The organism is Rhizobium sp. R634 (genome assembly GCF_002211305.1).
GTDB lineage: Bacteria > Pseudomonadota > Alphaproteobacteria > Rhizobiales > Rhizobiaceae > Rhizobium.
The window spans coordinates 97,089-116,272 of sequence record NZ_LOKW01000003.1; the positions used below are offsets into that span (position 1 = coordinate 97,089).

The 19,184-nt window shown below is 61.9% G+C and carries 21 protein-coding genes; 7 read left to right on the top strand and 14 right to left on the bottom strand.

The annotated features are described in order from the left end of the window. Positions 1-3: 3 nt before the first annotated feature. The 8 genes from ATY77_RS06150 to ATY77_RS06185 all read right to left on the bottom strand — a co-directional run bounded on the left by ATY77_RS06150 (position 4) and on the right by ATY77_RS06185 (position 7,815). Positions 4-1,011, bottom strand: coding sequence for a type II secretion system F family protein (locus ATY77_RS06150; protein ID WP_088686570.1), 1,008 nt, complete (start codon positions 1,009-1,011; stop codon positions 4-6). Positions 1,012-1,015: 4 nt separating this feature from the next. Further along, a complete protein-coding gene (locus ATY77_RS06155) occupies positions 1,016-2,491 on the bottom strand; it encodes a CpaF family protein (RefSeq protein ID WP_088676480.1) in 1,476 nt (491 codons plus the stop codon). 22 nt (positions 2,492-2,513) lie between these two features. Continuing rightward, positions 2,514-3,791 (bottom strand): CpaE family protein, encoded by a 1,278-nt coding sequence (locus ATY77_RS06160; protein WP_088686571.1) that lies wholly within the window; start codon positions 3,789-3,791, stop codon positions 2,514-2,516. A gap of 14 nt (positions 3,792-3,805) precedes the next feature. Next, a complete protein-coding gene (locus ATY77_RS06165) occupies positions 3,806-4,564 on the bottom strand; it encodes a CpaD family pilus assembly protein (RefSeq protein ID WP_088686572.1) in 759 nt (252 codons plus the stop codon). Continuing rightward, positions 4,561-6,051 carry a type II and III secretion system protein family protein gene (locus ATY77_RS06170; RefSeq protein ID WP_088686573.1) on the bottom strand — a complete coding sequence of 497 codons (1,491 nt, stop codon included), beginning with the start codon at positions 6,049-6,051 and terminating at the stop codon, positions 4,561-4,563. The genes ATY77_RS06165 and ATY77_RS06170 overlap by 4 nt, the downstream gene beginning before the upstream one ends. Before the next feature lie 12 nt (positions 6,052-6,063). Further along, on the bottom strand, positions 6,064-6,879 hold the full coding sequence (gene cpaB / locus ATY77_RS06175) for a Flp pilus assembly protein CpaB (protein ID WP_088676476.1): 816 nt from the start codon (positions 6,877-6,879) through the stop codon (positions 6,064-6,066). Between the two features lie 110 nt (positions 6,880-6,989). Continuing rightward, positions 6,990-7,502, bottom strand: coding sequence for a prepilin peptidase (locus ATY77_RS06180; protein ID WP_088676475.1), 513 nt, complete (start codon positions 7,500-7,502; stop codon positions 6,990-6,992). Between the two features lie 124 nt (positions 7,503-7,626). After that, a complete protein-coding gene (locus tag ATY77_RS06185; protein ID WP_088676474.1) occupies positions 7,627-7,815 on the bottom strand; it encodes a Flp family type IVb pilin in 189 nt (62 codons plus the stop codon). 390 nt (positions 7,816-8,205) lie between these two features. Here ATY77_RS06185 and ATY77_RS06190 point away from each other — a divergent pair, with 390 nt between their 5' ends. From ATY77_RS06190 to ATY77_RS06220, 7 genes are all read left to right on the top strand, one after another. Next, the gene (locus ATY77_RS06190) at positions 8,206-8,613 is read left to right on the top strand and encodes a pilus assembly protein N-terminal domain-containing protein (protein WP_088686574.1); all 408 of its coding nucleotides are present in this window, start codon (positions 8,206-8,208) and stop codon (positions 8,611-8,613) included. A 115-nt stretch (positions 8,614-8,728) separates the two neighbouring features. Next, complete coding sequence (locus ATY77_RS06195) at positions 8,729-9,364, top strand: TadE/TadG family type IV pilus assembly protein (RefSeq protein ID WP_088686575.1); 636 nt, start codon at positions 8,729-8,731, stop codon at positions 9,362-9,364. Further along, on the top strand, positions 9,364-9,945 hold the full coding sequence (locus ATY77_RS06200; RefSeq protein ID WP_088676471.1) for a TadE/TadG family type IV pilus assembly protein: 582 nt from the start codon (positions 9,364-9,366) through the stop codon (positions 9,943-9,945). The genes ATY77_RS06195 and ATY77_RS06200 overlap by 1 nt, the downstream gene beginning before the upstream one ends. A 113-nt stretch (positions 9,946-10,058) precedes the next feature. Beyond that, complete coding sequence (locus ATY77_RS06205; protein ID WP_088686576.1) at positions 10,059-11,279, top strand: phosphopentomutase; 1,221 nt, start codon at positions 10,059-10,061, stop codon at positions 11,277-11,279. Further along, positions 11,276-12,244: an adenosine deaminase gene (locus ATY77_RS06210; RefSeq protein ID WP_088686577.1), complete on the top strand. Its 969-nt coding sequence runs from the start codon at positions 11,276-11,278 to the stop codon at positions 12,242-12,244. Before ATY77_RS06205 ends, ATY77_RS06210 begins: the two co-directional genes overlap by 4 nt. A gap of 130 nt (positions 12,245-12,374) precedes the next feature. Beyond that, positions 12,375-13,004: a uracil phosphoribosyltransferase gene (gene upp / locus ATY77_RS06215; RefSeq protein ID WP_004674949.1), complete on the top strand. Its 630-nt coding sequence runs from the start codon at positions 12,375-12,377 to the stop codon at positions 13,002-13,004. A gap of 126 nt (positions 13,005-13,130) precedes the next feature. After that, positions 13,131-13,700, top strand: a complete 570-nt coding sequence (locus ATY77_RS06220; protein WP_088686578.1) for a TIGR02281 family clan AA aspartic protease — start codon at positions 13,131-13,133, stop codon at positions 13,698-13,700. A gap of 6 nt (positions 13,701-13,706) precedes the next feature. On the opposite strand, the gene deoA is transcribed toward ATY77_RS06220, so the two are convergent. The 6 genes from deoA to ATY77_RS06250 form a co-directional block, all read right to left on the bottom strand. After that, a complete protein-coding gene (gene deoA / locus ATY77_RS06225; protein WP_088686579.1) occupies positions 13,707-15,014 on the bottom strand; it encodes a thymidine phosphorylase in 1,308 nt (435 codons plus the stop codon). 1 nt (position 15,015) lies between these two features. Further along, positions 15,016-15,792, bottom strand: coding sequence for a deoxyribose-phosphate aldolase (deoC, locus tag ATY77_RS06230; protein ID WP_088686580.1), 777 nt, complete (start codon positions 15,790-15,792; stop codon positions 15,016-15,018). 114 nt (positions 15,793-15,906) lie between these two features. After that, positions 15,907-16,707 (bottom strand): purine-nucleoside phosphorylase, encoded by an 801-nt coding sequence (locus ATY77_RS06235; RefSeq protein ID WP_088686581.1) that lies wholly within the window; start codon positions 16,705-16,707, stop codon positions 15,907-15,909. Continuing rightward, positions 16,704-17,093, bottom strand: coding sequence for a cytidine deaminase (locus tag ATY77_RS06240; protein WP_088686582.1), 390 nt, complete (start codon positions 17,091-17,093; stop codon positions 16,704-16,706). Before ATY77_RS06240 ends, ATY77_RS06235 begins: the two co-directional genes overlap by 4 nt. A 2-nt stretch (positions 17,094-17,095) precedes the next feature. Continuing rightward, complete coding sequence (locus ATY77_RS06245) at positions 17,096-18,067, bottom strand: ABC transporter permease (RefSeq protein ID WP_088686692.1); 972 nt, start codon at positions 18,065-18,067, stop codon at positions 17,096-17,098. Positions 18,068-18,077: 10 nt separating this feature from the next. After that, positions 18,078-19,181 carry an ABC transporter permease gene (locus ATY77_RS06250; protein ID WP_088686583.1) on the bottom strand — a complete coding sequence of 368 codons (1,104 nt, stop codon included), beginning with the start codon at positions 19,179-19,181 and terminating at the stop codon, positions 18,078-18,080. Between the last annotated feature and the right edge of the window lie 3 nt (positions 19,182-19,184).

The window sequence follows — 19,184 nt, forward strand, 5'->3', positions numbered from 1 at the left end:
CCGCTAAATGTCAAAATTGACCATGTTGCGCATGACGAAAATGCCGATCGACATCCAGATCGCGGAGACGCCCATGATGAAATGGCCGCGCGGATCGGTGAAAAGAACCATCATGTAATTCGGCGAGGTGAGGTAGACGAGGGTCGCGACGATGAAAGGCAGAGCGCCGATGATAACGGCCGATGCCTTGGCTTCCATGGAGAGCGCCGAAACCTTGGCCTTCATCTTCCTGCGATCACGCAAAACCTTCGAGAGATTGCCGATGGCTTCCGAGAGATTACCGCCGGCCTGCGACTGAATGGCGATGACGATGGCGAAGAAGTTGACTTCCTGGAGCGGCATCTGGTTCGTCATACGGGCGCAGGCGTCAGGAATGCTCAATCCCACCTGCTGCGCCTCGATGACGCGGCGGAACTCGCTCTTGACCGGCTCTACGCCTTCGGTCGCGATGAGACGGATCGCATCGTTGAGGGGCAGGCCCGATTTGATCGAACGGGTGATGACGTCGAGCGCGTTGGGGAATTCGTTGAGGAACTTGTTCTGGCGGCGCTTGATGAGGAAACCGACGATCCAGCGCGGCAGACCGAGCCCGGCGACGACGGCGATGCCGACCAAGACCATCCACGACGCACCAACGATGAAAGCCATGAGCAGCAGCACCGAGGCGAAGACGGCGCTGAAGAGATAGAACTGCATTAGCGTGATCGACAAGCCGGCCTGCACCAGCCGGGATTTCAGCGACAGCGTCTTCTTGGTCTTTTCGTTCTGGCGCTTTTCCAGATCTTTCAGATTGTCCTGCACCGACTTGCGGCGCTTCGACAATTCCTGCACGCGGTCGCGGGCAGCCTTGACCTTGACCCGGTCGACCTCAGCCGATTTGACGCGATTGATACGGCTTGCCGATTTCTTGTCGGCCTCGATCCGGGAAAACATCAGGGCATAGGCGACCGCCGCCGCGGAAACTGCGGCGAGCACGACGATTGCCAGGACTATCGGATCGAAGCCGAACATCACCCTAATCCTTGGTTTTCGCTTCCATTGCGTCGAGGGCGGCGGCAAGGCGCTTTTCTTCGTTGAAGTAGCGCGCCCGATCCCAGAAATGCGGCTTGCCGACGCCGGTGGACATGTGCCGGCCGATCAGCCGGCCGCCCGCATCCTCGCCTTCGATCTCGTAGCGCATCAGATCCTGGGTGATGATGACGTCGCCTTCCATGCCGATCACCTCGGTGATCTGGGTGATGCGGCGCGAGCCGTCACGAAGGCGCGCCGCCTGAATGATGACGTCGACCGAGGTGGAGATGATCTCGCGCACCGTCTTTGCCGGCAGCGTGAAGCCTCCCATGGCGATCATGGATTCGATACGGCTCAGGCATTCGCGCGGGGTGTTGGCGTGGATGGTGCCCATCGAGCCGTCGTGGCCGGTGTTCATCGCCTGCAGCAGATCGAAGACCTCGGGTCCGCGGACTTCGCCGACGATGATACGTTCGGGACGCATACGCAGGCAGTTCTTGACGAGATCGCGCATGGTGATCTCGCCCTCGCCTTCGATGTTCGGCGGGCGCGTTTCGAGACGTACGACATGCGGCTGCTGCAGCTGCAGTTCGGCCGTGTCCTCGCAGGTGATGACGCGCTCGTCCCTGTCGATGTAATTGGTGAGGCAGTTCAGCAGCGTCGTCTTGCCAGAGCCCGTGCCGCCCGAGATGATGACGTTGCAGCGCACGCGCCCGATGATCTGCAGCACGGTCGCGCCTTCCGGGGTGATCGCGCCGAAGCGGACGAGCTGATCGAGCGTCAGCTTGTCCTTCTTGAATTTACGGATCGTCAGCGCCGGCCCGTCGATCGACAGCGGCGGCGCGATGACGTTGACGCGCGAACCATCGGGCAGGCGGGCGTCGCAGATCGGGCTCGATTCGTCGACACGGCGGCCGACCTGGCTGACGATGCGCTGGCAGATGGAGAGAAGCTGCGCATTGTCGCGGAAACGGATTTCCGATTCGATCGTCTTGCCGCCGACTTCGATGAAGGTCTGGCCGGCGCCGTTGACCATGATGTCGGCGATATCGTCGCGCGCCAGCAAGGGCTCCAGCGGGCCGTAACCCAGGACGTCGTTGCAGATATCCTCGAGCAGCTCTTCCTGCTCGGAGATCGACATCGCAAAATTCTTGATGGTGATGATGTCGTTGACGATGTCGCGGATTTCCTCGCGCGCGCTTTCGCCGTCGAGCTTGGAAAGCTGCGAGAGATCGATCGTGTCGATCAGCGCGGAAAAGACCTGCGCCTTGGTATCGTAATATTCGTCGGTGCGAACCGGGCGCTTGCGCTGCGGCGCCTGCATCGGCGGCGGCGTCACCTGCTGGCGCGCGGGTTCGCGCGACGGTTCGACGAGGACGGCAGGAGAGGAAGCCGCGGGAGCGGCGGCCGGAGCCGGCGGCGGAGGAGCGATCGTGCCTCCGGCCTTTCCGAAACCTTCGTTTCCGCGTTTTCCAAACATGCCGCTTCTTCTTTCTATCCGTCTACTTGCGCTTCAGGAGGCCAAGCAGGCCGCCCTTCTTCGCCTTCCTGATCGCGACGCGGCCGGTGACGATATGCGATATCTGCGAAAAGGTTTCCGCCGTCGGCGACTTGGGATCGACCTCGGAAATCATCCGGCCGCTGTTGGCGGCATTGCCGAAGAGGTTGATGTCGAAGGGAATGATGGCGATCGGGTCGATCTCCAGCGGCTCGCAGAAGTCCGACGGCGAAATCTCCGGACGCTTCGGCATGCCGACCTGATTGAGGACGAGATGCGGCGGCTTATCGTTCGGCCGCATCTTGCGCAGCGCATCCAGCATGTTTTTGGCGTTACGCAGGTTGGCGAGGTCGGGCACCGCGCAGAGAACCACCTCGTCGACGCTCGACAGCACCGAACGGGTCCATTCCGACCACGCATGCGGAACGTCGAGCACGGTGACGGGCGCGCTGCGCTGCAGGACGTCGAGCACCGGCTGGAAGGCCTGGCCGTCGAAATCATAGGCGCGGTCGAGCAGCGAGGGCGCCGCGAGCAGGGACAGATGCTCGGAGCACTTCGTCAGCAGGCGATCGAGGAAGACTTCGTCGAGACGATCGGGCGCGTAGACCGCTTCGGCGATACCCTGCGCCGGATCCTGGTCGAAGTCGATGTTCGCCGTGCCGTAAGGCAGGTCTAGATCGGCGAGGATCGTCTCGGTGGAGAAGAGATTGGAAATGCCGAAGGCGCAATTATGCGCCACGGTCGAGGCGCCGGTGCCGCCCTTCGAGCCGATAAAGGCGATGCTGCGGCCGAGCGGCTCGGCCTCCGGATCGACGAAGATCGACGCCATTGCCGTCAGGACGTCGGGCATGGCGACCGGCTGGACCATATATTCGGAAATGCCGTTGCGGATGAGTTCGCGATAGAGGCCGATATCATTGTAATAGCCGACGATGACCACCTTGGTGGTGGGGTCGCAGACGGCGGCGAGCGGCGCGAGTTCGCCGAGCAGGCTTCCGGAATTGGCCTTGGTCTCCAGGATGATCAGGTTCGGCGTTGGGGCGCCTGAAAACATGTTGGCGGCAGCGGCGATGCCGCCGCTGGTGATGCGCAAGCTGACCTTCGCCATACGCCGGTCATTGGCGCAGCGCTCCATGACATGCTGCAGCGCTTCGCTCTCGCAGAAAGCATGGACGGAGATACGCGGCAGCGGCCGCATGTTTTCCAGATCCGCCATGCGCACAGCCTCCTCGGCGTGGCGAAGCTCGCTCGGGTTCCTGATTTCGTATTCGATCGCGCTCATCGTCCCGTTCCGCCTCAGAATCCGCTGCTGCTGTCGCCGACGTCTTCGATCGTCGATGTCGTCGTCCGATATTCCTGGATGGCGTTGTTGCGCCGCTGCGCATCGATCGGCGTCATGCCGCGAGGCGCAATCAGATCTTCCGGATTGGCAATCTGGGCAGCGAGATTGTTCTGCGAGGCGCAGCCGAAATTATAATAATTCTGGTTGGTGAAATCGTCGGAGATATCCTTGGGCCACTGGCCGCATTGCGTGGTGACCGCAGTCGTGCCGGTAAAGCTCAGACGGATCGGCGCCGCATCGCCGGCACCGGCGGCGGTATAGGAGGTATTGACGATCTTCGAGCTTGCGACCCCCCTCGCCGCCAGCTCGGCGCGGACCTGATTGCGCAGTTGGTAGGCGGCTGCCGAATTGGGCGAGCCTTGTGGCGACATGACGTAAACCGGGCCTGACGCACGCGAGATATAGTTTGCGGCAAAGCCGCGGATGAGATCGCGCTGGGCGATGGTCAGCCGGCGGTCGGTCGATGCGACGGGAATATCCACCGTCTGCTCCGCTTCCGTGACGATGATCGGATGGCGGGCGCGATAGTCGTCAGGGATACCGCCGGTCGTCAGCTGATCGTGCGGGCCGGCGCATCCGGAAAGGACGGCCGCCGAAACGAGGGCCGTGGCAAGAAGCGCCTTGGAGATTCCGAGGCGGAGTGTCGTCGCATTCTTATGGGCCATCGCCTGATCTCTGTTCTGTGCCATTGCTGCCGATCGCACTCCGCTCATTTGTAGATGAACCCGATCGAGCCGTGGAACTGCGCGTCGGCGACAGGCGCCTCGCGGCGGCCATAGACCTTGTTCACACGGTTGAGGAAGAAGGTTGCACCGTCGTTCTCGGGGCTGAAATTATCGTCCGGCCGGTTGAGCTGGTTGCGCGCCACCGGGCGCACCAGATAGGGCGTCGCGATGATGACGAGCTCGGTTTCCTGACGCTCGAAGCCCTTCTGGCGGAAGAGCGTGCCAAGCAGCGGGATCTTCGAGACGCCGGGCGTGCCGCCCATGGTCTGGGAAACGTTGTCGCGGATGAGACCGGCGAGCGCGATCGAGCCGCCCGAGGGCAGTTCCACCGAGGTCTCCGCCGAACGGCGCTGATAGGTGGCGTTGCCGCTGCCGGCCACGGGTTCGGAAACATTGGTCTTGATTTCAAGAGCAATGCGTCCCGACGACAGGACGACCGGCTTGAAGGCGAGGTTGATGCCGTAGTTGAAGGGAACAACGGTGACATTGCCGTCGCTGTCGGTCGTCGAATAGAGCTGCTGGCCGCCGGAATTGAAGGTCGCGGCCTGGCCCGATATCGCCGTCAGCGTCGGTTCGGCGAGCGTCTTGACGACTTTCGCCTGCTCGAGTGCGTTGAGGTAGGTAGAGATGTCATATTTGCCGATCGAACTCTTGAAGAGGGCCGCCAGGCCGCCACCGACCGTCGCCGTCGCGCTGTCGGCGGAAGGCGTGCCGAGCTGCGCGACCGTCATGCCGGAGGAATTGGAGACGAGATTGTCGAAGCCGAGCTGCTTCAGGACCTCGCGGCGGACTTCGGCGATCGTCACCTTCAGGGTGACCTGGTCCTCGCCCTGGATCTGCAGCAGGTTGACGACCTGCGAGGACTGGCGGCCTTCGGCAAAGAGCGCCACCGAGCTGTCGCCGCCGGTGCCTGATGCCGTCTCGGTTCTCGTCGTCGCTTCGCCGCCCTTCAGGAAGACCTGGGCCAGATCGGCCGCCTGCGTCGCATCCTGCGGCGTGCGTACCGTGCCGGTGAGCACGATGTTGTCGGAGACGATTTCGACATTGATGTTGGAGTCTGGAATGAAGCGGCGGAGGTTGACTTCGAGGCCGGAAACGTCGCGCTCGATCTCGATGTCGAGATTGACGATCTCCTGCCCGTCGCTGCCGAAGACGAAGATATTCGTCTGACCGACCTTTTTGCCGAACAGATAAATGCGCCGCGAGGTGCGGGTCACCGCGTCAGCCATGGTCGGATCGGAGACGAGGATGTCGTGCGCATCCTCCGGCAGATCGACGACGACAGCCTTGTTCAGCCCGAGCTTCAGCCGGCGATGGGCATTGGGGCCGGTCTGCGAGATGCGGACCAGGCTATCGGAATCGGCCAACGCCCCGCCGATACCGAGAAGCGGCACCGGCGCCACGCCTGAGACGCCGATTGCCAGCGAGATGCAGCCTGTCAGGAGAAGCTTGGCGCGCCGTGTTGAATTGCCCATTTGCACGTCCTCTTACTCCGCCTTCGGCGCGCTGCCGGCATCCGTGACGATGGTGCCCGACTTGATGACCTGGATGATCGCACTGCCGTTATCGCCGCTCAGCAGATAATCCGCCGCACTGGTATCCTGCTCCTGCGCATCGGCGACCGAGCGCAGCGCAAGCGACAGCCGGTCCGCCATCTGCTGGGCGACGGCGAGCACCTTCGTTTGATCCGGGGTCAGTTCCAGCGTCGCGGTCGTGCCGACCACCGCCTTCGAGCCATCCTCATTTTCCTGGATCTGCTGGTCGATGGCGAGGACCCGGACATTGCTCAGCACGGTTTCGGTGATGAGCTTGTTGGCCTCAGCGCCCTTGCGGACCATGATGACGTCGACGCGGTCGTTCGGCAGGATGAAACCGCCGGCGCCCGTCGCCACCGATATCTCGGTCGCCACCGCGCGCTTGCCGGCCGGCAGCAGCGAGGACAGGATGCGGCTGTTGGAATCTGCGACCTTTTCCGGCCGGATCGGTTCGCCTTCGAAGATCGGAAGACGCACGACGGCGCCCTGCAGATCCTTGATCGCATCCGGCTTTTCGGCTTCCGTGATCAGCCCCTGGACGACGCCGTCCTGCGGCCAAGCCATCCAATGGACCGCCTTCTCGTCCAGCCTCGCGCCGACCGGCAGGGTGCGGCTCGAGACGAGGACGTTGACGGTCGGTTCCTTCTCGACGACCGACTGCACCTGGGTGACGACGTCAGGGTTACCCGCCATTTGCATCGCCAGGAAACCGGCAAGACCGGCTGCCACCACGGCAACACCTAGAATTATAACGCGGGCCGGTTTCATCGGTCATTCCTCAGGGCACGATATGTTCGCCCTGCAGAATGCTCAGGAATTGGTATAATTATGGTTAATGGAACACTTACATTTTAAGTTAACGGGCATTTAAAACGCCGTTATTTCAGGCTTTCGAGCGCGGCCAGGAAAAGCGGCGAGGACGGGAAGGCCATGAAACCGCCGATCGCAATGGCGATACCGTAGGGGATCTTCTTGGCGAGCAGGACCGAGTTCGGCACCGGCAGGCCGATGGCAAGGATGGTGTCCGACTGCGCTCTGACCGCCAGGATGAGCAAGGTGACGAGGCCACCGACCGCGGCGACATCGGTCATGAAGAAAAGCAGGGATTCGTTCAGCCCGAACCAGAGCGCGGTGGCACTCAACAGCTTGGCGTCTCCGCCGCCCATCACATTGAAGGCAAAAAGAGCAAAGCAGGCGGTAAAGACGATGGCGCCTCCGGCAAGATGCATGCCGATCGCCTGCAGGCCAAGACCGGACAGCGGCGCGAGAACGATAAAGGAGGCGATGAGGATCAGGGAAATGCGGTTCGGGATCGTCATGGTGAACAGATCCGAAAACGCCGCCATGGCGAGGCAGAGTGGCAGTATCACGAAAACTGAAGCTGCGATCATGCGTATACCCCGATCATAGCAAGACACGAAAAGGCTCACGGCCGTTCAGCCTGTGAGCCCGCTCGAAGTTCGGCCGAAGCAAATCCGGCCGGTATCATCCGTACGCCGCGTGGCGGTAACCAGATCAGCCGCCGCTTGCGGTTTCAGCGGTCGTCATTTTGGTGCTCAGACCGTTGAACGTGTTGCCGATCTTGCCGCCGAGGGTCGTGGCGCCAGCAATGAGGGCGACAGAAATGAGAGCTGCGATCAGGCCGTATTCGATTGCGGTCGCGCCGGATTCGTCCTTCAGAAAACGGCTAAAAAGCTTGGTCATGGTTACTCCTAACTCCAGTTGATGTTCAGCACGTCCGCCAACTGTTGCCGTTGATCGGATGACTGCAACCTAGCGAATGGGCGTTTCCATCCGCTTAAAGAAGAGCGTTAACAACCTGTGAATGAGACAACAGGCCCTTGTAGGGTAAGCGTTTTCTTACTCGATTCTCTAAATATCTACTTATATTCCAAAGGATGCTGCACGGCTGAGGCTGCGATCATCCCGGAATAGAACGAGCAGCGTGTCTCGTTATGACAACTGGCGATTGCGTCCGTTTCAAAGCGAGCCACTGCGCTTCATTCCAGAACATAGAATAAATGGCTTAAGGCTTCGTTCACCATTTTTTCCCATTCTATGCGTCATTGCGCTGTGATCGTGAAAGAGGACCAGATGTCATCGAGCGGCAAAATTATATTCTTTGCCGGCATGGCCGCCGTTTTCGGTATTTCCGGCATTTGTGCGGCCGCGGACGATGACATGCTGCATGTCTATATGGATCACGCGCGCGTCTTGAAGCTCGATCGCCCGGTCAGCAAGGTGATCGTCGGCAACGCCAAAGTCGCCGATGCGACCGTGGCCGACGCCAAGACCATCGTGCTGACGGGACGCAGCTTCGGCACCACCAATCTGGTCCTGCTCGATGCCGACGGCAATGCCATCCTCGACGAGCGCATTCTGGTATCGATCGACGAGGGCAATACGGTGCGCGTCTACCGGCAGACGGAGCGCTCGGTGCTTTCCTGCACGCCGAACTGCGAGCAGCACGCCCAGCAGGCCACGACCACCACCTCGCCCTGATCGGCTAGCCCCGGCTTCTTCGGCCATTCGTTAAAATCGTCGTATCAGGCTGAAACGGAAAATCAACGAACGGCCCTTAGTGTGACGGCTGGAAAATCTCGCACGGGTCCAGGCAATGACGGTCATTGATCAGAAGACGGATAAGCAGCGCGCCTTCGCGCCGTTCCGTCTTTCACGATTGCGCTCGCTTGTCCGCTCGCGCGACGGCGCGGCGGCAATCGAATTCGCGCTGCTCGCCATTCCCTATTTCATGGTGATCTTCGCGATCCTCGAAACCTTCGTCGCCTTCGCCGCCGAGGAACTCGTCTCCAACGCCGTCGACACGATGGGCCGGCGGATGCGAACCGGGCAGATCACCTACAATCTCGGCCGCACGACGGATATGAGCCAGACGCAGTTCCGTCAGGCTTTCTGCAACGAGATCTCGATCCTGATCAGATGCTCGGCGACCGAGGTCGCTACACCGAGCAAACTGTACCTGGATGTGCAGACGTTCAGCACGTTTTCGGCTATCCCGACGACGGTCCCTAAGCTCTCCACCGACAAATATGCAGACATCAACACGGCGGCTTTCAAATATACGCCGGGCGGCGCCGGCACCATCAATATGCTGCGCGCCTACTATCGCTGGGAAATCATCACGGATCTGGTGCGGCCTTACATCACGACGATACGGCCGTCCAACGGCTCGATGCCGACGCAGTATCTGATCGTCGCGACTACGGCCTTCCAGAACGAGCAGTATCCATAATGGCGTTGCGCAACCCGTTCACCAGGCTTGTATCGACGGCGCGGCGGCTGGCACGGGAGCGCAAGGGCGCCGGCGCGATCGAATTCGCGATCCTGTTTCCCGTGCTCATCATGCTTTATATCGGCGCTTTCGAGATTACGATCGGCCTCAGCGTCAGCAAGCGCGTGACCCGCGCCGCAGGAACGATCGCCGATATCGTCACCCAGCAGCAATCCGTCACGAAGAGCACGCTGGCGCAGATGCCGTCGGTCGCTACCGCAATGTTCGTCCCCTACAACACCACGTCGCTGAAGCTGAAGATCACCGGAATTACCATCGACGCCGGCGCCAACGCCAAAGTGCTGTGGTCCTGGGCGCAGGACGGGACGGTGCCCTATGCCAAGAACGCCACCGTGGCCGATGTGCCGGCGGACATGAAGACGGCGAACAGCTTCCTGGTGCGCACCGAACTCAGCATCCCCTACACTATGTTCCTATTCGCGCCGAACTTCATGCCAGACGGCATAAGGACGATCACCATCAGCCGGAGTTATTTCTATCGCCAGCGGCAGGGCGACTCGATCCCCTGCGGCGACTGCTGACCGACTTTCACCTCTTTCACGAATTTGCCAAGCCGATCGCGGCATTATATGCCTGAGCCTGTGCCGCCTCCTGAAGTCTTAAGGGCCGGCGATCGGTTTTTCGGGTTTTAAAAATGGCGCGTGCCTTTCTTTTCGTTCTGGATTCCTTCGGCGTCGGCGGCGCGCCGGATGCGGCAGCCTATGGCGACGAGGGCGCCGATACACTCGGCCATATCGCCGAGTTCTGCGCAGCCGGAGCCGGGGATCGCGCCGGTCTGCGCAGCGGGCCGCTTTGCCTGCCGAATATGTCCGAGCTCGGGCTGATGCATATCGCACGGGCCGCGTCCGGCCAGTTTCCGGCCGGCATGCCTCTGCCGGACAAGGTCTACGGCGTTTACGGGGCCGCCACCGAAATCTCCCGCGGCAAGGACACGCCCTCAGGCCATTGGGAGATCGCGGGAACCCCGGTCAATTTCGACTGGGGTTATTTCCCGACGGAAGGCGATGCCTTTCCGCCGGAGCTTATCGAGGCATTGTGCAGGGACGCGGATGTGCCCGGCATTCTCGGCAACTGCCATGCCTCGGGAACCGAGATCATCGCCCGTCTCGGCGAGGAGCATATCCGCACCGGCAAGCCGATCTGCTACACTTCCTCGGACTCGGTCTTCCAAGTCGCGGCGCATGAGGGACATTTCGGCCTCGATCGGCTGCTCGCCTTCTGCCGCGTCGCCCGCGGGTTGCTCGATCCCTACAATATCGGCCGCGTCATCGCCCGGCCCTTCATCGGCCAATTTGCTTCGACCTTCCAGCGCACCGGAAACCGGCGCGACTTCTCCGTGCTGCCGCCGGAGCCGACGCTGCTCGACCGGCTTGTCGAGCACAACAGGCGCGTGCATGCCGTGGGAAAGATCGGCGATATCTTCGCCCATCAGGGCATATCGAGGGTCATCAAGGCCACTGGCAACGAGGCGCTGATGGATGCGTCGCTGTCGGCGATCGACGAGGCCGAGGACGGCGATCTCGTTTTCACCAATTTCGTCGATTTCGACATGAATTACGGCCATCGCCGTGATGTGCCGGGTTATGCCGCGGCCCTCGAAGCCTTCGATGCCCGCCTGCCCGAAGTCCATAAGAGGTTGAAGCCGGGCGATCTCGTCGTGCTCACCGCCGATCATGGCTGCGATCCGACCTGGCGCGGCACGGACCATACGCGCGAGCGCGTGCCTGTTATCGCCTATGGCCCCGGCATAAGGTCGCGTTCGATCGGCGTGCGCCGCACCTATGCCGACATCGGCGAAAGCATTGCGCGGCATCTCGGCATTCCCGCCGGGCCGCATGGAAGGGGTTTTCTGTGACATCACATTTGAAGAAGGTCGAGCTGCACTGCCATCTGGAGGGTGCGGCACCGCCAGCTTTGACCGAGGCGCAGGCGCGGAAATACGGCATCGACATTAGCGGGCAGCTTCGCGACGGCGCCTATGTCTGGCATGATTTCGCAAGTTTCCTCGAATGCTACGACAAGGTTTCGGAGGTCTACAAGACCGAGGAGGACTATGCGCTCCTGACCGAAACCTATCTCGACGAACTGGCCGCCATCAACACGATTTACAGCGAGCTCATCGTGTCACCCGATCACGGCAAGCGCATCGGGCTCGGCGCCGATGCCTATATAGCGGGTGTCTGCGAAGGCATCCGGCGCGCTCGGGAAAAGAGCGGCATCGAGGCCCGGCTGATCGTCACCGGCGAGCGGCATTTCGGCCCGGAGAGCGTGATAGGCGCCGCCGAATATGCTGCCAAGGCCGGCAATCCCTTGATCACAGGCTTCAACCTTGCCGGCGAAGAGCGCATGGGCCGCGTCGCTGACTATATCAGGGCCTTCGATATCGCCCGCGATGCCGGCCTGGGGCTTACCATCCACGCTGGCGAGGTCTGCGGCGCGTTCAGCGTCGCAGACGCGCTCGATGCCGTGCGTCCCGCGCGCATCGGCCATGGCGTGCGTGCCATCGAGGATCTCGATCTGGTGAAGCGGCTTGCCGATCTCGGCACCGTGCTCGAGGTCTGCCCCGGCTCAAATATCGCGCTGCGGGTCTTTCCCGATTTCGCTTCGCATCCGCTGCGCCGGCTGAAGGAAGAGGGGGTGCAGGTGACAATCAGCTCGGATGATCCGCCTTTCTTCCATACGTCGCTCGAACGGGAATATGCGCTTGCCGCCGAAGCTTTCGGCTTCGCCGATGCGGAGATCGACGCCATGACGCGCACCGCAATCGAGGCGGCTTTCGTCGACGACGAGACGCGGAAGGCTTTGCTTTCCCGCCTTTGAGGGCGAGAGCTTCCCTGACTGGGAAAGGTTCCGGAGGTTGGGGAAGATTGGCGCAAATTCGGCTCCGCTCTTGCGGTTGAGCCAATTTCCGTGAAAGAAACATTCGATAGAAAGAATGAAAGGCTTCCCCATGGACGGCGTCACGGTCATCGATCACCCGCTTGTGCAGCACAAGCTCACCATCATGCGGCGCAAGGAGACATCGACGGGAAGTTTCCGGCGCCTGCTGCGCGAAATCTCCACGCTGCTCTGTTACGAGGTGACCCGCGATCTCGAGCTGACGATGGAAACGATCGAGACGCCGCTGCAGACGATCGAGTCTCCGATCCTGGAAGGCAAGAAGCTGGTCTTCGCCTCGATCCTGCGCGCCGGCAACGGGCTGCTTGAAGGCATGCTCGATCTCGTGCCTTCCGCCCGCGTTTCCCATATCGGTGTCTACCGCGACCACGAGACGCTGCAGCCGGTCGAATATTATTTCAAGGCGCCAGAAGATGTGGCCGAGCGCCTGATCATCGTGGTCGATCCGATGCTTGCGACCGGCAACTCCTCGATCGCGGCGATCGACAAGCTCAAGGAGCGCGGCGCTCACAACATCCGCTTCCTCTGCCTGCTTGCCGCCCCGGAAGGCATCCGCAATTTCCGCGCGGCGCATCCCGACGTGCCCGTCTTCACCGCGGCGATCGACAGCCACCTCAACGAGAAGGGCTATATCGTGCCCGGCCTCGGCGATGCCGGCGACCGCATGTACGGCACCAAGTAATTTCAGCCTTCCTTTACCAAATCGAAAGACTTTTAAGGCCCGGCGGTTCGCCCGGGCCTTTTTCCTGTCGATATTAGCAACTTGTCAGCACTTCAGGCTTAGCAGTCTGGAAGCATGAGGCCCCGCATGAAGCGGGGTTTATACAGGAAGGATTTCTGTTTCATGCTCGTGCGTACCGTCATATTCGCCAGCATCGCCGCAGTGCTCGCCACACAGGTGCCGTCCTTCTTCACAGGCACCAGCCAGTCGCCCGCCGACACTCTTTCCGCCAATTACATCTCGACCGGAAGCGACAAGCCCGCAGCCTCCGCACCCGTCTCCGGCAGCAATGTGATCCGCATGCGAGCGGATGCGCAGGGTCACTATACCGGCAGCTTCAAGATCAACGGCAAGCCGGTGCAAGGCCTGATCGATACCGGCGCGACCTATGTCGCGCTCAACGAGACGCTCGCGCGCCGGCTGGGCTTCACAGCCAACCAGCTCGATTTCCGCTATGGCGTGAACACCGCGAACGGCCAGACCAAGGCTGCGCATGTGACGCTCGACCGGATCGAAATCGGCGGCATCCGCGTCCGCGATGTCGAAGCCTTCGTCCTCAAGGATGAAGCGCTGACGACGACGCTGGTCGGCATGAGCTTCCTGCAGAAGCTCGCCTCCTATTCCGTCGCCGACGGCTCGCTCAGCCTCAAGCAATAAACTGCGTCAGATAAAGCCCGCAATGACCGGGCTCAGTGCCGGCTCGTCCTCGGCAATGCTGTAGTGCGCGGCAAGCGCTGCGGCTGCCCTCCCCGCCGCGGCTTCGTCGGCGGCGTGAACGAGAGCGATCGGCTCGCCGGCAGTCACGCGGGTGCCGAGGGGCAGAAGTTCGGAGAAGCCGACGCGGTGATCGATCCGGTCTGCGGGATGGCGCCTTCCGCCGCCAAGATCGATGACGCTGACACCGATGCCGCGGGCGTCGCAGGCGGCAAGCCAGCCGGACCGGGCGGCCATGACAGGCTTTTCCACCGGCGCTCGGGCCAGGTATTTGCCAGGATTCTCGACAAGATCGGCCGGGCCGCCGAGCATGGATACCATACGCGCAAAAACCTCCGCCGCCTTTCCCGACGACAGCGCCTGGCGCGCCATCGCCTCGCCTTCCTCAGGCAAAGCGGCAATGCCCGATTTCACCAGCATCTCGACGGCGAAGGCGAGAACGACGGCTTCGAGCCGCGTGTTTCCTTTCCTGCCCGCCAGGAAATCCAGGCAATTGCGCAGCTCGACGGCGTTGCCGGCGCTGTCGGCGAGCGGCTCGTTCATGTCGGTGATCAGCGCCGAGGTTTTCACGCCTGCGCCATTCGCCACTTCGACCAACGAACGCGCCAGGTCCTCCGCCTGATCGCGCTCAGCCATGAAAGCGCCGTTGCCGACCTTGACATCGAGCACCAGCGTCTGAAGGCCGGCGGCGAGTTTCTTGGAGAGGATGGAGGCGGTGATCAAGGGAATGGAATCGACGGTGGCGGTCACATCGCGCACGGCATAGAGCCTGCCGTCGGCAGGCGCCAAGGCGCCGGTCTGGCCGATGATGGCGCACCCCGCCTCTTTCACCACCCGGCGGAACAGATCCGCATCCGGGGTAATCGTATAGCCTGGAATGGATTCGAGCTTATCCAGCGTGCCGCCCGTATGGCCGAGGCCGCGTCCCGAAATCATCGGAACAGCGAGGCCGCAGGCTGCGGCGATCGGCGCCAGCATCAGCGAAACATTGTCGCCGACGCCTCCAGTCGAATGTTTGTCGGCGACCGGGCGATCGATGTCGGCCCATTCCAGCCTGTCGCCGGAATTGGCCATGGCCAGCGTCAAGGCCACCGTTTCGGCCCGCGACATGCCCTTGAACCAGACGGCCATGGCGAAGGCGCCGATCTGGCCTTCCGACAGTTGCCCGGCGGCAAGCGCGCCGATGAAGGAGCTGATATCGTTGGAAGCAAGCTCCTCGCCGTTGCGCTTGCGCCGAATGATCTCCTGCGGGATCATTTCAATAGCTCGATGCCGCAGCGGATACCGACTGCGCCCCACCGAGAACCGCCAGAATATCGTCGAGGAGGCCGGAGGCGCCGAAACGGAAGGTCGACGGCATCGCCCAGTCAGGCGTCATGATGGTCTCGGCGAGGCTCAGATAAAGCGCCGCATCGGCGACCGAGCCGATGCCGCCGGCCGGCTTGAAGCCGACCTTGCGGCCGCTCTCGCGAATGGCGCGGATCATGATGTCGGCGGCTTCGAGCGTCGCGTTGACGGCGACCTTGCCGGTGGAAGTCTTGATGAAATCGGCGCCGGCTTCGATGGCGAGTTCGGAGGCGCGGCGGATTAATGCCGCATCCTTCAACTCACCGGTCTCGATGATGACCTTGAGGAGAACCGGACCGGCGCATTCGGCACGAACGGCCCTGACCATGTCGGTCACCGCCTTCTCATTGCCTGCTATGAACTTGCGGTAGGGAATGACCAGATCGATCTCGTCGGCACCATCGGCAATCGCTTCACGCGTTTCGGCGGCGACATCGGCCACTTCCATATCGCCGGAAGGGAAGTTGACGACGGTCGCGATCCGCACCGCATGGCCCGTGCCGAGAATATTGCGGGCATGGGCGACGAAACGCGGCCAGATGCAGATCGCGGCGCTGTTGCCATAGGGCGTCTGCGCGCGGGCGCAGAGCACGTCGATCTGGGCTTCGGTGCAATCGTCCTTCAGATTGGTAAGATCGAGAAGGGAAAGGGCGACGGCTGCCGTCTCCCGGATGGAATGGCTATTCATTTTCGCTTCCTCTAGAGTATGAGGCCGAAAAGTGTGGGCGGTTTTCGGACGACATCATGCTCTCACTCTTGAATGTAGAACAGGATTCAGATTTTAGGCCGACCCGGTCTAAAATCATCCTGTACTGGCCGCAAGCATGTCGTTCAGTATGGCGGCGAGACGGGCGCCGCCGATGGGCGCCATGTCCTTGGTTTCTTCGTGGCTGAGCTCATTGCCAGTCATGCCTGCCCCATAGTTGGTGATAACGGAGGCGGCCGCAACCCTCAGGCCCAGCATTCTTGCGATGATGACCTCGGGCACCGTCGACATGCCGACGGCATCGGCGCCAAGAATGCGCGCCATGCGGATTTCGGCCGGCGTTTCGAAGCTCGGACCGGAGAACCACATGTAGACACCCTGCGCCAGCTCTATCTTGAGCTTTGCCGCAGCCTTCTGCATCGCGGCGGCCAGACCGGCATCATAAGCATTGGTCATGCCGACGAAGCGATGATCGCTTTCCTCGCCGATCAGCGGGTTCATGCCGGAATAGTTGATGTGATCGGTGATCTGCATCACCGAACCGGGCGGCATGTCCTCGCGCAGCGACCCTGCCGAATTGGTCAGGATCAGCGCCTCGACGCCGAGCGCCTTTAAGACCTCGATCGGCAGCCGCATGGCATTGGCGTCGCCCTTCTCATAGTAGTGGACGCGGCCGGAGAGCATGACCACAGGCACGCCGCCGAGGCGGCCGGCGACGACTTCGCCGGCGTGGCCCGACACGGCGCTGACGGGAAAGCCCGGCAGGTCGCGATAGGGAATACGCACGGCGCCTTCCAGCTGCCCAACGAGGGTACCGAGGCCAGAGCCGAGCACGATGCCGTGGCGCGGCTTGATGGTGCCGAGCAATGCGGCAAGCAGATCGACCGTCGCCCTCATCCGAGTTCGGTCTCGAAGCTGAAGGGAAGGAGCTCTTCCATCGTCATGGTTTTCTGCACGCCCGCCTCATCGCAGAGATAGATCCTGGTATCCTTGGAGGCGAATTCGGAGATCTTCTGCCGACAGCCACCGCAAGGCGGGCAGAGCGGCAGTTTCTCGGCGATGACGGCCATTTCGACGATCTGTTTGGCGCCGCCCATGATCATGGCGCTGATTGCCGTCGGCTCGGCGCACCACCCTTGCGGAAAGGAGAGGTTTTCGATGTTGGCGCCGGTATAGACCTTCCCGTTCTCGGCGCGGATCGCCGCGCCGACGGGAAACTTCGAATAGGGCGCATGGGCAAAGGCCATCGCCCCGCGGGCGGCTTCGAACAGGTCGTGGGACATAATCAACGCTCCTTCGTGTAAGGCACGCCGCCGGCCTTCGGCGGGATTGCGACGCCGATGAAGCCGGCAAGCAGGACGCAGGTCAGGATATAGGGCAGCGCCTGGAAGACCTGGACCGGCACCTCGCCGATCAGCGGCACCTGCTTGCCCTGCATGAAGTTCGCCAGCGCATCGAGGAAGCCGAAGAGCAGGCAGGCGAACATGACCGGCACCGGCTTCCACTTGGCGAAGACCAGAGCGGCGAGCGCGATATAGCCCTTGCCGGCCGACATGTCCTTGATGAAGGCGGCGGACTGGGCGATCGCGAGATAAGTGCCGGAAAAGCCGCAGAGGATGCCGGCGCACATGACGGCGCGGTAGCGCAGCCAGGTGACCGAGATACCTGCTGTATCGACCGCGCCCGGGTTTTCGCCGACGGCGCGCATCCTGAGGCCGAAGCGTGTGCGGTAAAGCACCCACCAGGAAAAGGGCACGGCGAGGAAAGCGAGATAGGTAAGGATATTGTTGCCCGATATGACGTTGGCGTAGAGCGGGCCGACGAGCGGGATGTCACGCAGGGCATCGGCGCCCGGCAGGATGATCGGCGCGAAGCGCGCATCCGGCGGCAGCTGCGGCGTGCGCCCGCCCTGACCGAACCAGGCCTGGCCGAGCACGATGGTGATGCCGGCGATGAAGAAGTTGATGGCGACACCCGACACGATCTGGTTGCCGCGGTTGGTGATCGAGGCAAAGCCATGCACCAGGCTGAGGGCCACCGAGCAGACGATGCCGGCGCCGAGACCAAGCCAGGCCGAGCCGGTGAGATAGGCCACGCAGGCGGCGGCGAAGGCCGAGCCCAGCATCTTGCCCTCGAGACCGATATCGAAGATGCCCGCACGCTCGGAAAACAGGCCTGCGAGCGCTGTAAAGATCAGCGGGATGGAGAGCCGTACCGTCGAACTCAGGACATTGATGAAGATGTCATAATAATCCATCATCCGCTCCTCAGGCTCGCTTGAACTGTTGATAGACGCGCACCATCGCCGGCCGAAACATATATTCCAGCGCGCCGGCAAACAGGATCACCAAGCCCTGGATGACGAGGATCATCTCGCGCGTGATGTTCGGCATTTCGAAGGAGATCCAGTCGCCGCCCTGATAAAGGACGCCGAAGAGGATTGCGGCGAAGATGATGCCGAGCGGATGATTGCGGCCCATCAGCGATACAGCGATACCGACGAAGCCGGCGCCGCCGACGAACTCCACCTGCAGACGGGCGGAAGAGCCCATGACCGGGTTCAGCGCCATCATGCCGGCAAGCGCGCCGGACAGCAGCATGGCGATGATGACGATCCGCGAATAGGGAATGCCGGCATAGGCTGCCGCCGTCGAACTGACGCCCAGCGTACGCATTTCGAAGCCGAGCTTGGTGCGCCAGATCAGGATCCAGACGAACCAGGCGGCGAAAAGCGCGATGATGAAGGAGACATTGAACGGCGCGGCACCCAGCTTGCTGCCAAAGATGCTCATGACCCAGCCAAGCTTCGGAAGCTGTCCGCCCTCGAGGAAGGTGCGGGTTTCCGGCGCCATCTTGCCCGGCACGATCAGCACGTGCACCAGCAGGTACACCATGAGAGCGGCGGCGATGTAGTTGAACATGATCGTCGTGATGACGATATGGCTGCCGCGCTTGGCCTGAAGGAACGCGGGAATGAAGGCCCAGGCTGCACCAAAGAGACCAGCGCCTATGACGGCGATCGGCATCGTCACATACCACGGCACATAGCGATCGAGCGCCAGCGCCACGAGCGCGCAGCCGAGGCCGCCAATATAGGCCTGACCTTCCGAGCCGATGTTGAAAAGGCCGGCATGGATGGCAACCGCGACGGAAAGGCCGGTGAAGATGAAACTCGTCGCGTAATAGAGCGTGAATCCTATGCCTTCGCCGCTGCCGAACGCGCCTTCGAGCAGCAGCGACAGCGCATCGAGCGGGCTCTCGCCGATCAGCCAGACGACGAAACCGGAGATCAGGAAAGCGACGAGGAGGTTCAGGAGCGGGATCAGGCCGTAACTGATCCAGTTGGGCAATGGAACTGATGCAGTGCTCATAAA

Bases quoted from the DNA above. Each gene is read 5' to 3' on its own strand.
- ATY77_RS06185 (WP_088676474.1), bottom strand. From the start codon at position 7,815: ATGACCAAGCTTTTTAGCCGTTTTCTGAAGGACGAATCCGGCGCGACC.
- ATY77_RS06200 (WP_088676471.1), top strand. From the start codon at position 9,364: ATGGCGTTGCGCAACCCGTTCACCAGGCTTGTATCGACGGCGCGGCGG.
- upp (WP_004674949.1), top strand. From the start codon at position 12,375: ATGGACGGCGTCACGGTCATCGATCACCCGCTTGTGCAGCACAAGCTC.
- deoC (WP_088686580.1), bottom strand. From the start codon at position 15,792: ATGAATAGCCATTCCATCCGGGAGACGGCAGCCGTCGCCCTTTCCCTT.
- ATY77_RS06240 (WP_088686582.1), bottom strand. From the start codon at position 17,093: ATGTCCCACGACCTGTTCGAAGCCGCCCGCGGGGCGATGGCCTTTGCC.
- ATY77_RS06170 (WP_088686573.1), bottom strand. From the start codon at position 6,051: ATGGGCAATTCAACACGGCGCGCCAAGCTTCTCCTGACAGGCTGCATC.
- ATY77_RS06205 (WP_088686576.1), top strand. From the start codon at position 10,059: ATGGCGCGTGCCTTTCTTTTCGTTCTGGATTCCTTCGGCGTCGGCGGC.
- deoA (WP_088686579.1), bottom strand. From the start codon at position 15,014: ATGATCCCGCAGGAGATCATTCGGCGCAAGCGCAACGGCGAGGAGCTT.
- ATY77_RS06220 (WP_088686578.1), top strand. From the start codon at position 13,131: ATGAAGCGGGGTTTATACAGGAAGGATTTCTGTTTCATGCTCGTGCGT.
- cpaB (WP_088676476.1), bottom strand. From the start codon at position 6,879: ATGAAACCGGCCCGCGTTATAATTCTAGGTGTTGCCGTGGTGGCAGCC.
- ATY77_RS06195 (WP_088686575.1), top strand. From the start codon at position 8,729: ATGACGGTCATTGATCAGAAGACGGATAAGCAGCGCGCCTTCGCGCCG.
- ATY77_RS06150 (WP_088686570.1), bottom strand. From the start codon at position 1,011: ATGTTCGGCTTCGATCCGATAGTCCTGGCAATCGTCGTGCTCGCCGCA.
- ATY77_RS06250 (WP_088686583.1), bottom strand. From the start codon at position 19,181: ATGAGCACTGCATCAGTTCCATTGCCCAACTGGATCAGTTACGGCCTG.
- ATY77_RS06155 (WP_088676480.1), bottom strand. From the start codon at position 2,491: ATGTTTGGAAAACGCGGAAACGAAGGTTTCGGAAAGGCCGGAGGCACG.
- ATY77_RS06180 (WP_088676475.1), bottom strand. From the start codon at position 7,502: ATGATCGCAGCTTCAGTTTTCGTGATACTGCCACTCTGCCTCGCCATG.
- ATY77_RS06245 (WP_088686692.1), bottom strand. From the start codon at position 18,067: ATGGATTATTATGACATCTTCATCAATGTCCTGAGTTCGACGGTACGG.
- ATY77_RS06165 (WP_088686572.1), bottom strand. From the start codon at position 4,564: ATGAGCGGAGTGCGATCGGCAGCAATGGCACAGAACAGAGATCAGGCG.
- ATY77_RS06160 (WP_088686571.1), bottom strand. From the start codon at position 3,791: ATGAGCGCGATCGAATACGAAATCAGGAACCCGAGCGAGCTTCGCCAC.
- ATY77_RS06235 (WP_088686581.1), bottom strand. From the start codon at position 16,707: ATGAGGGCGACGGTCGATCTGCTTGCCGCATTGCTCGGCACCATCAAG.
- ATY77_RS06190 (WP_088686574.1), top strand. From the start codon at position 8,206: ATGTCATCGAGCGGCAAAATTATATTCTTTGCCGGCATGGCCGCCGTT.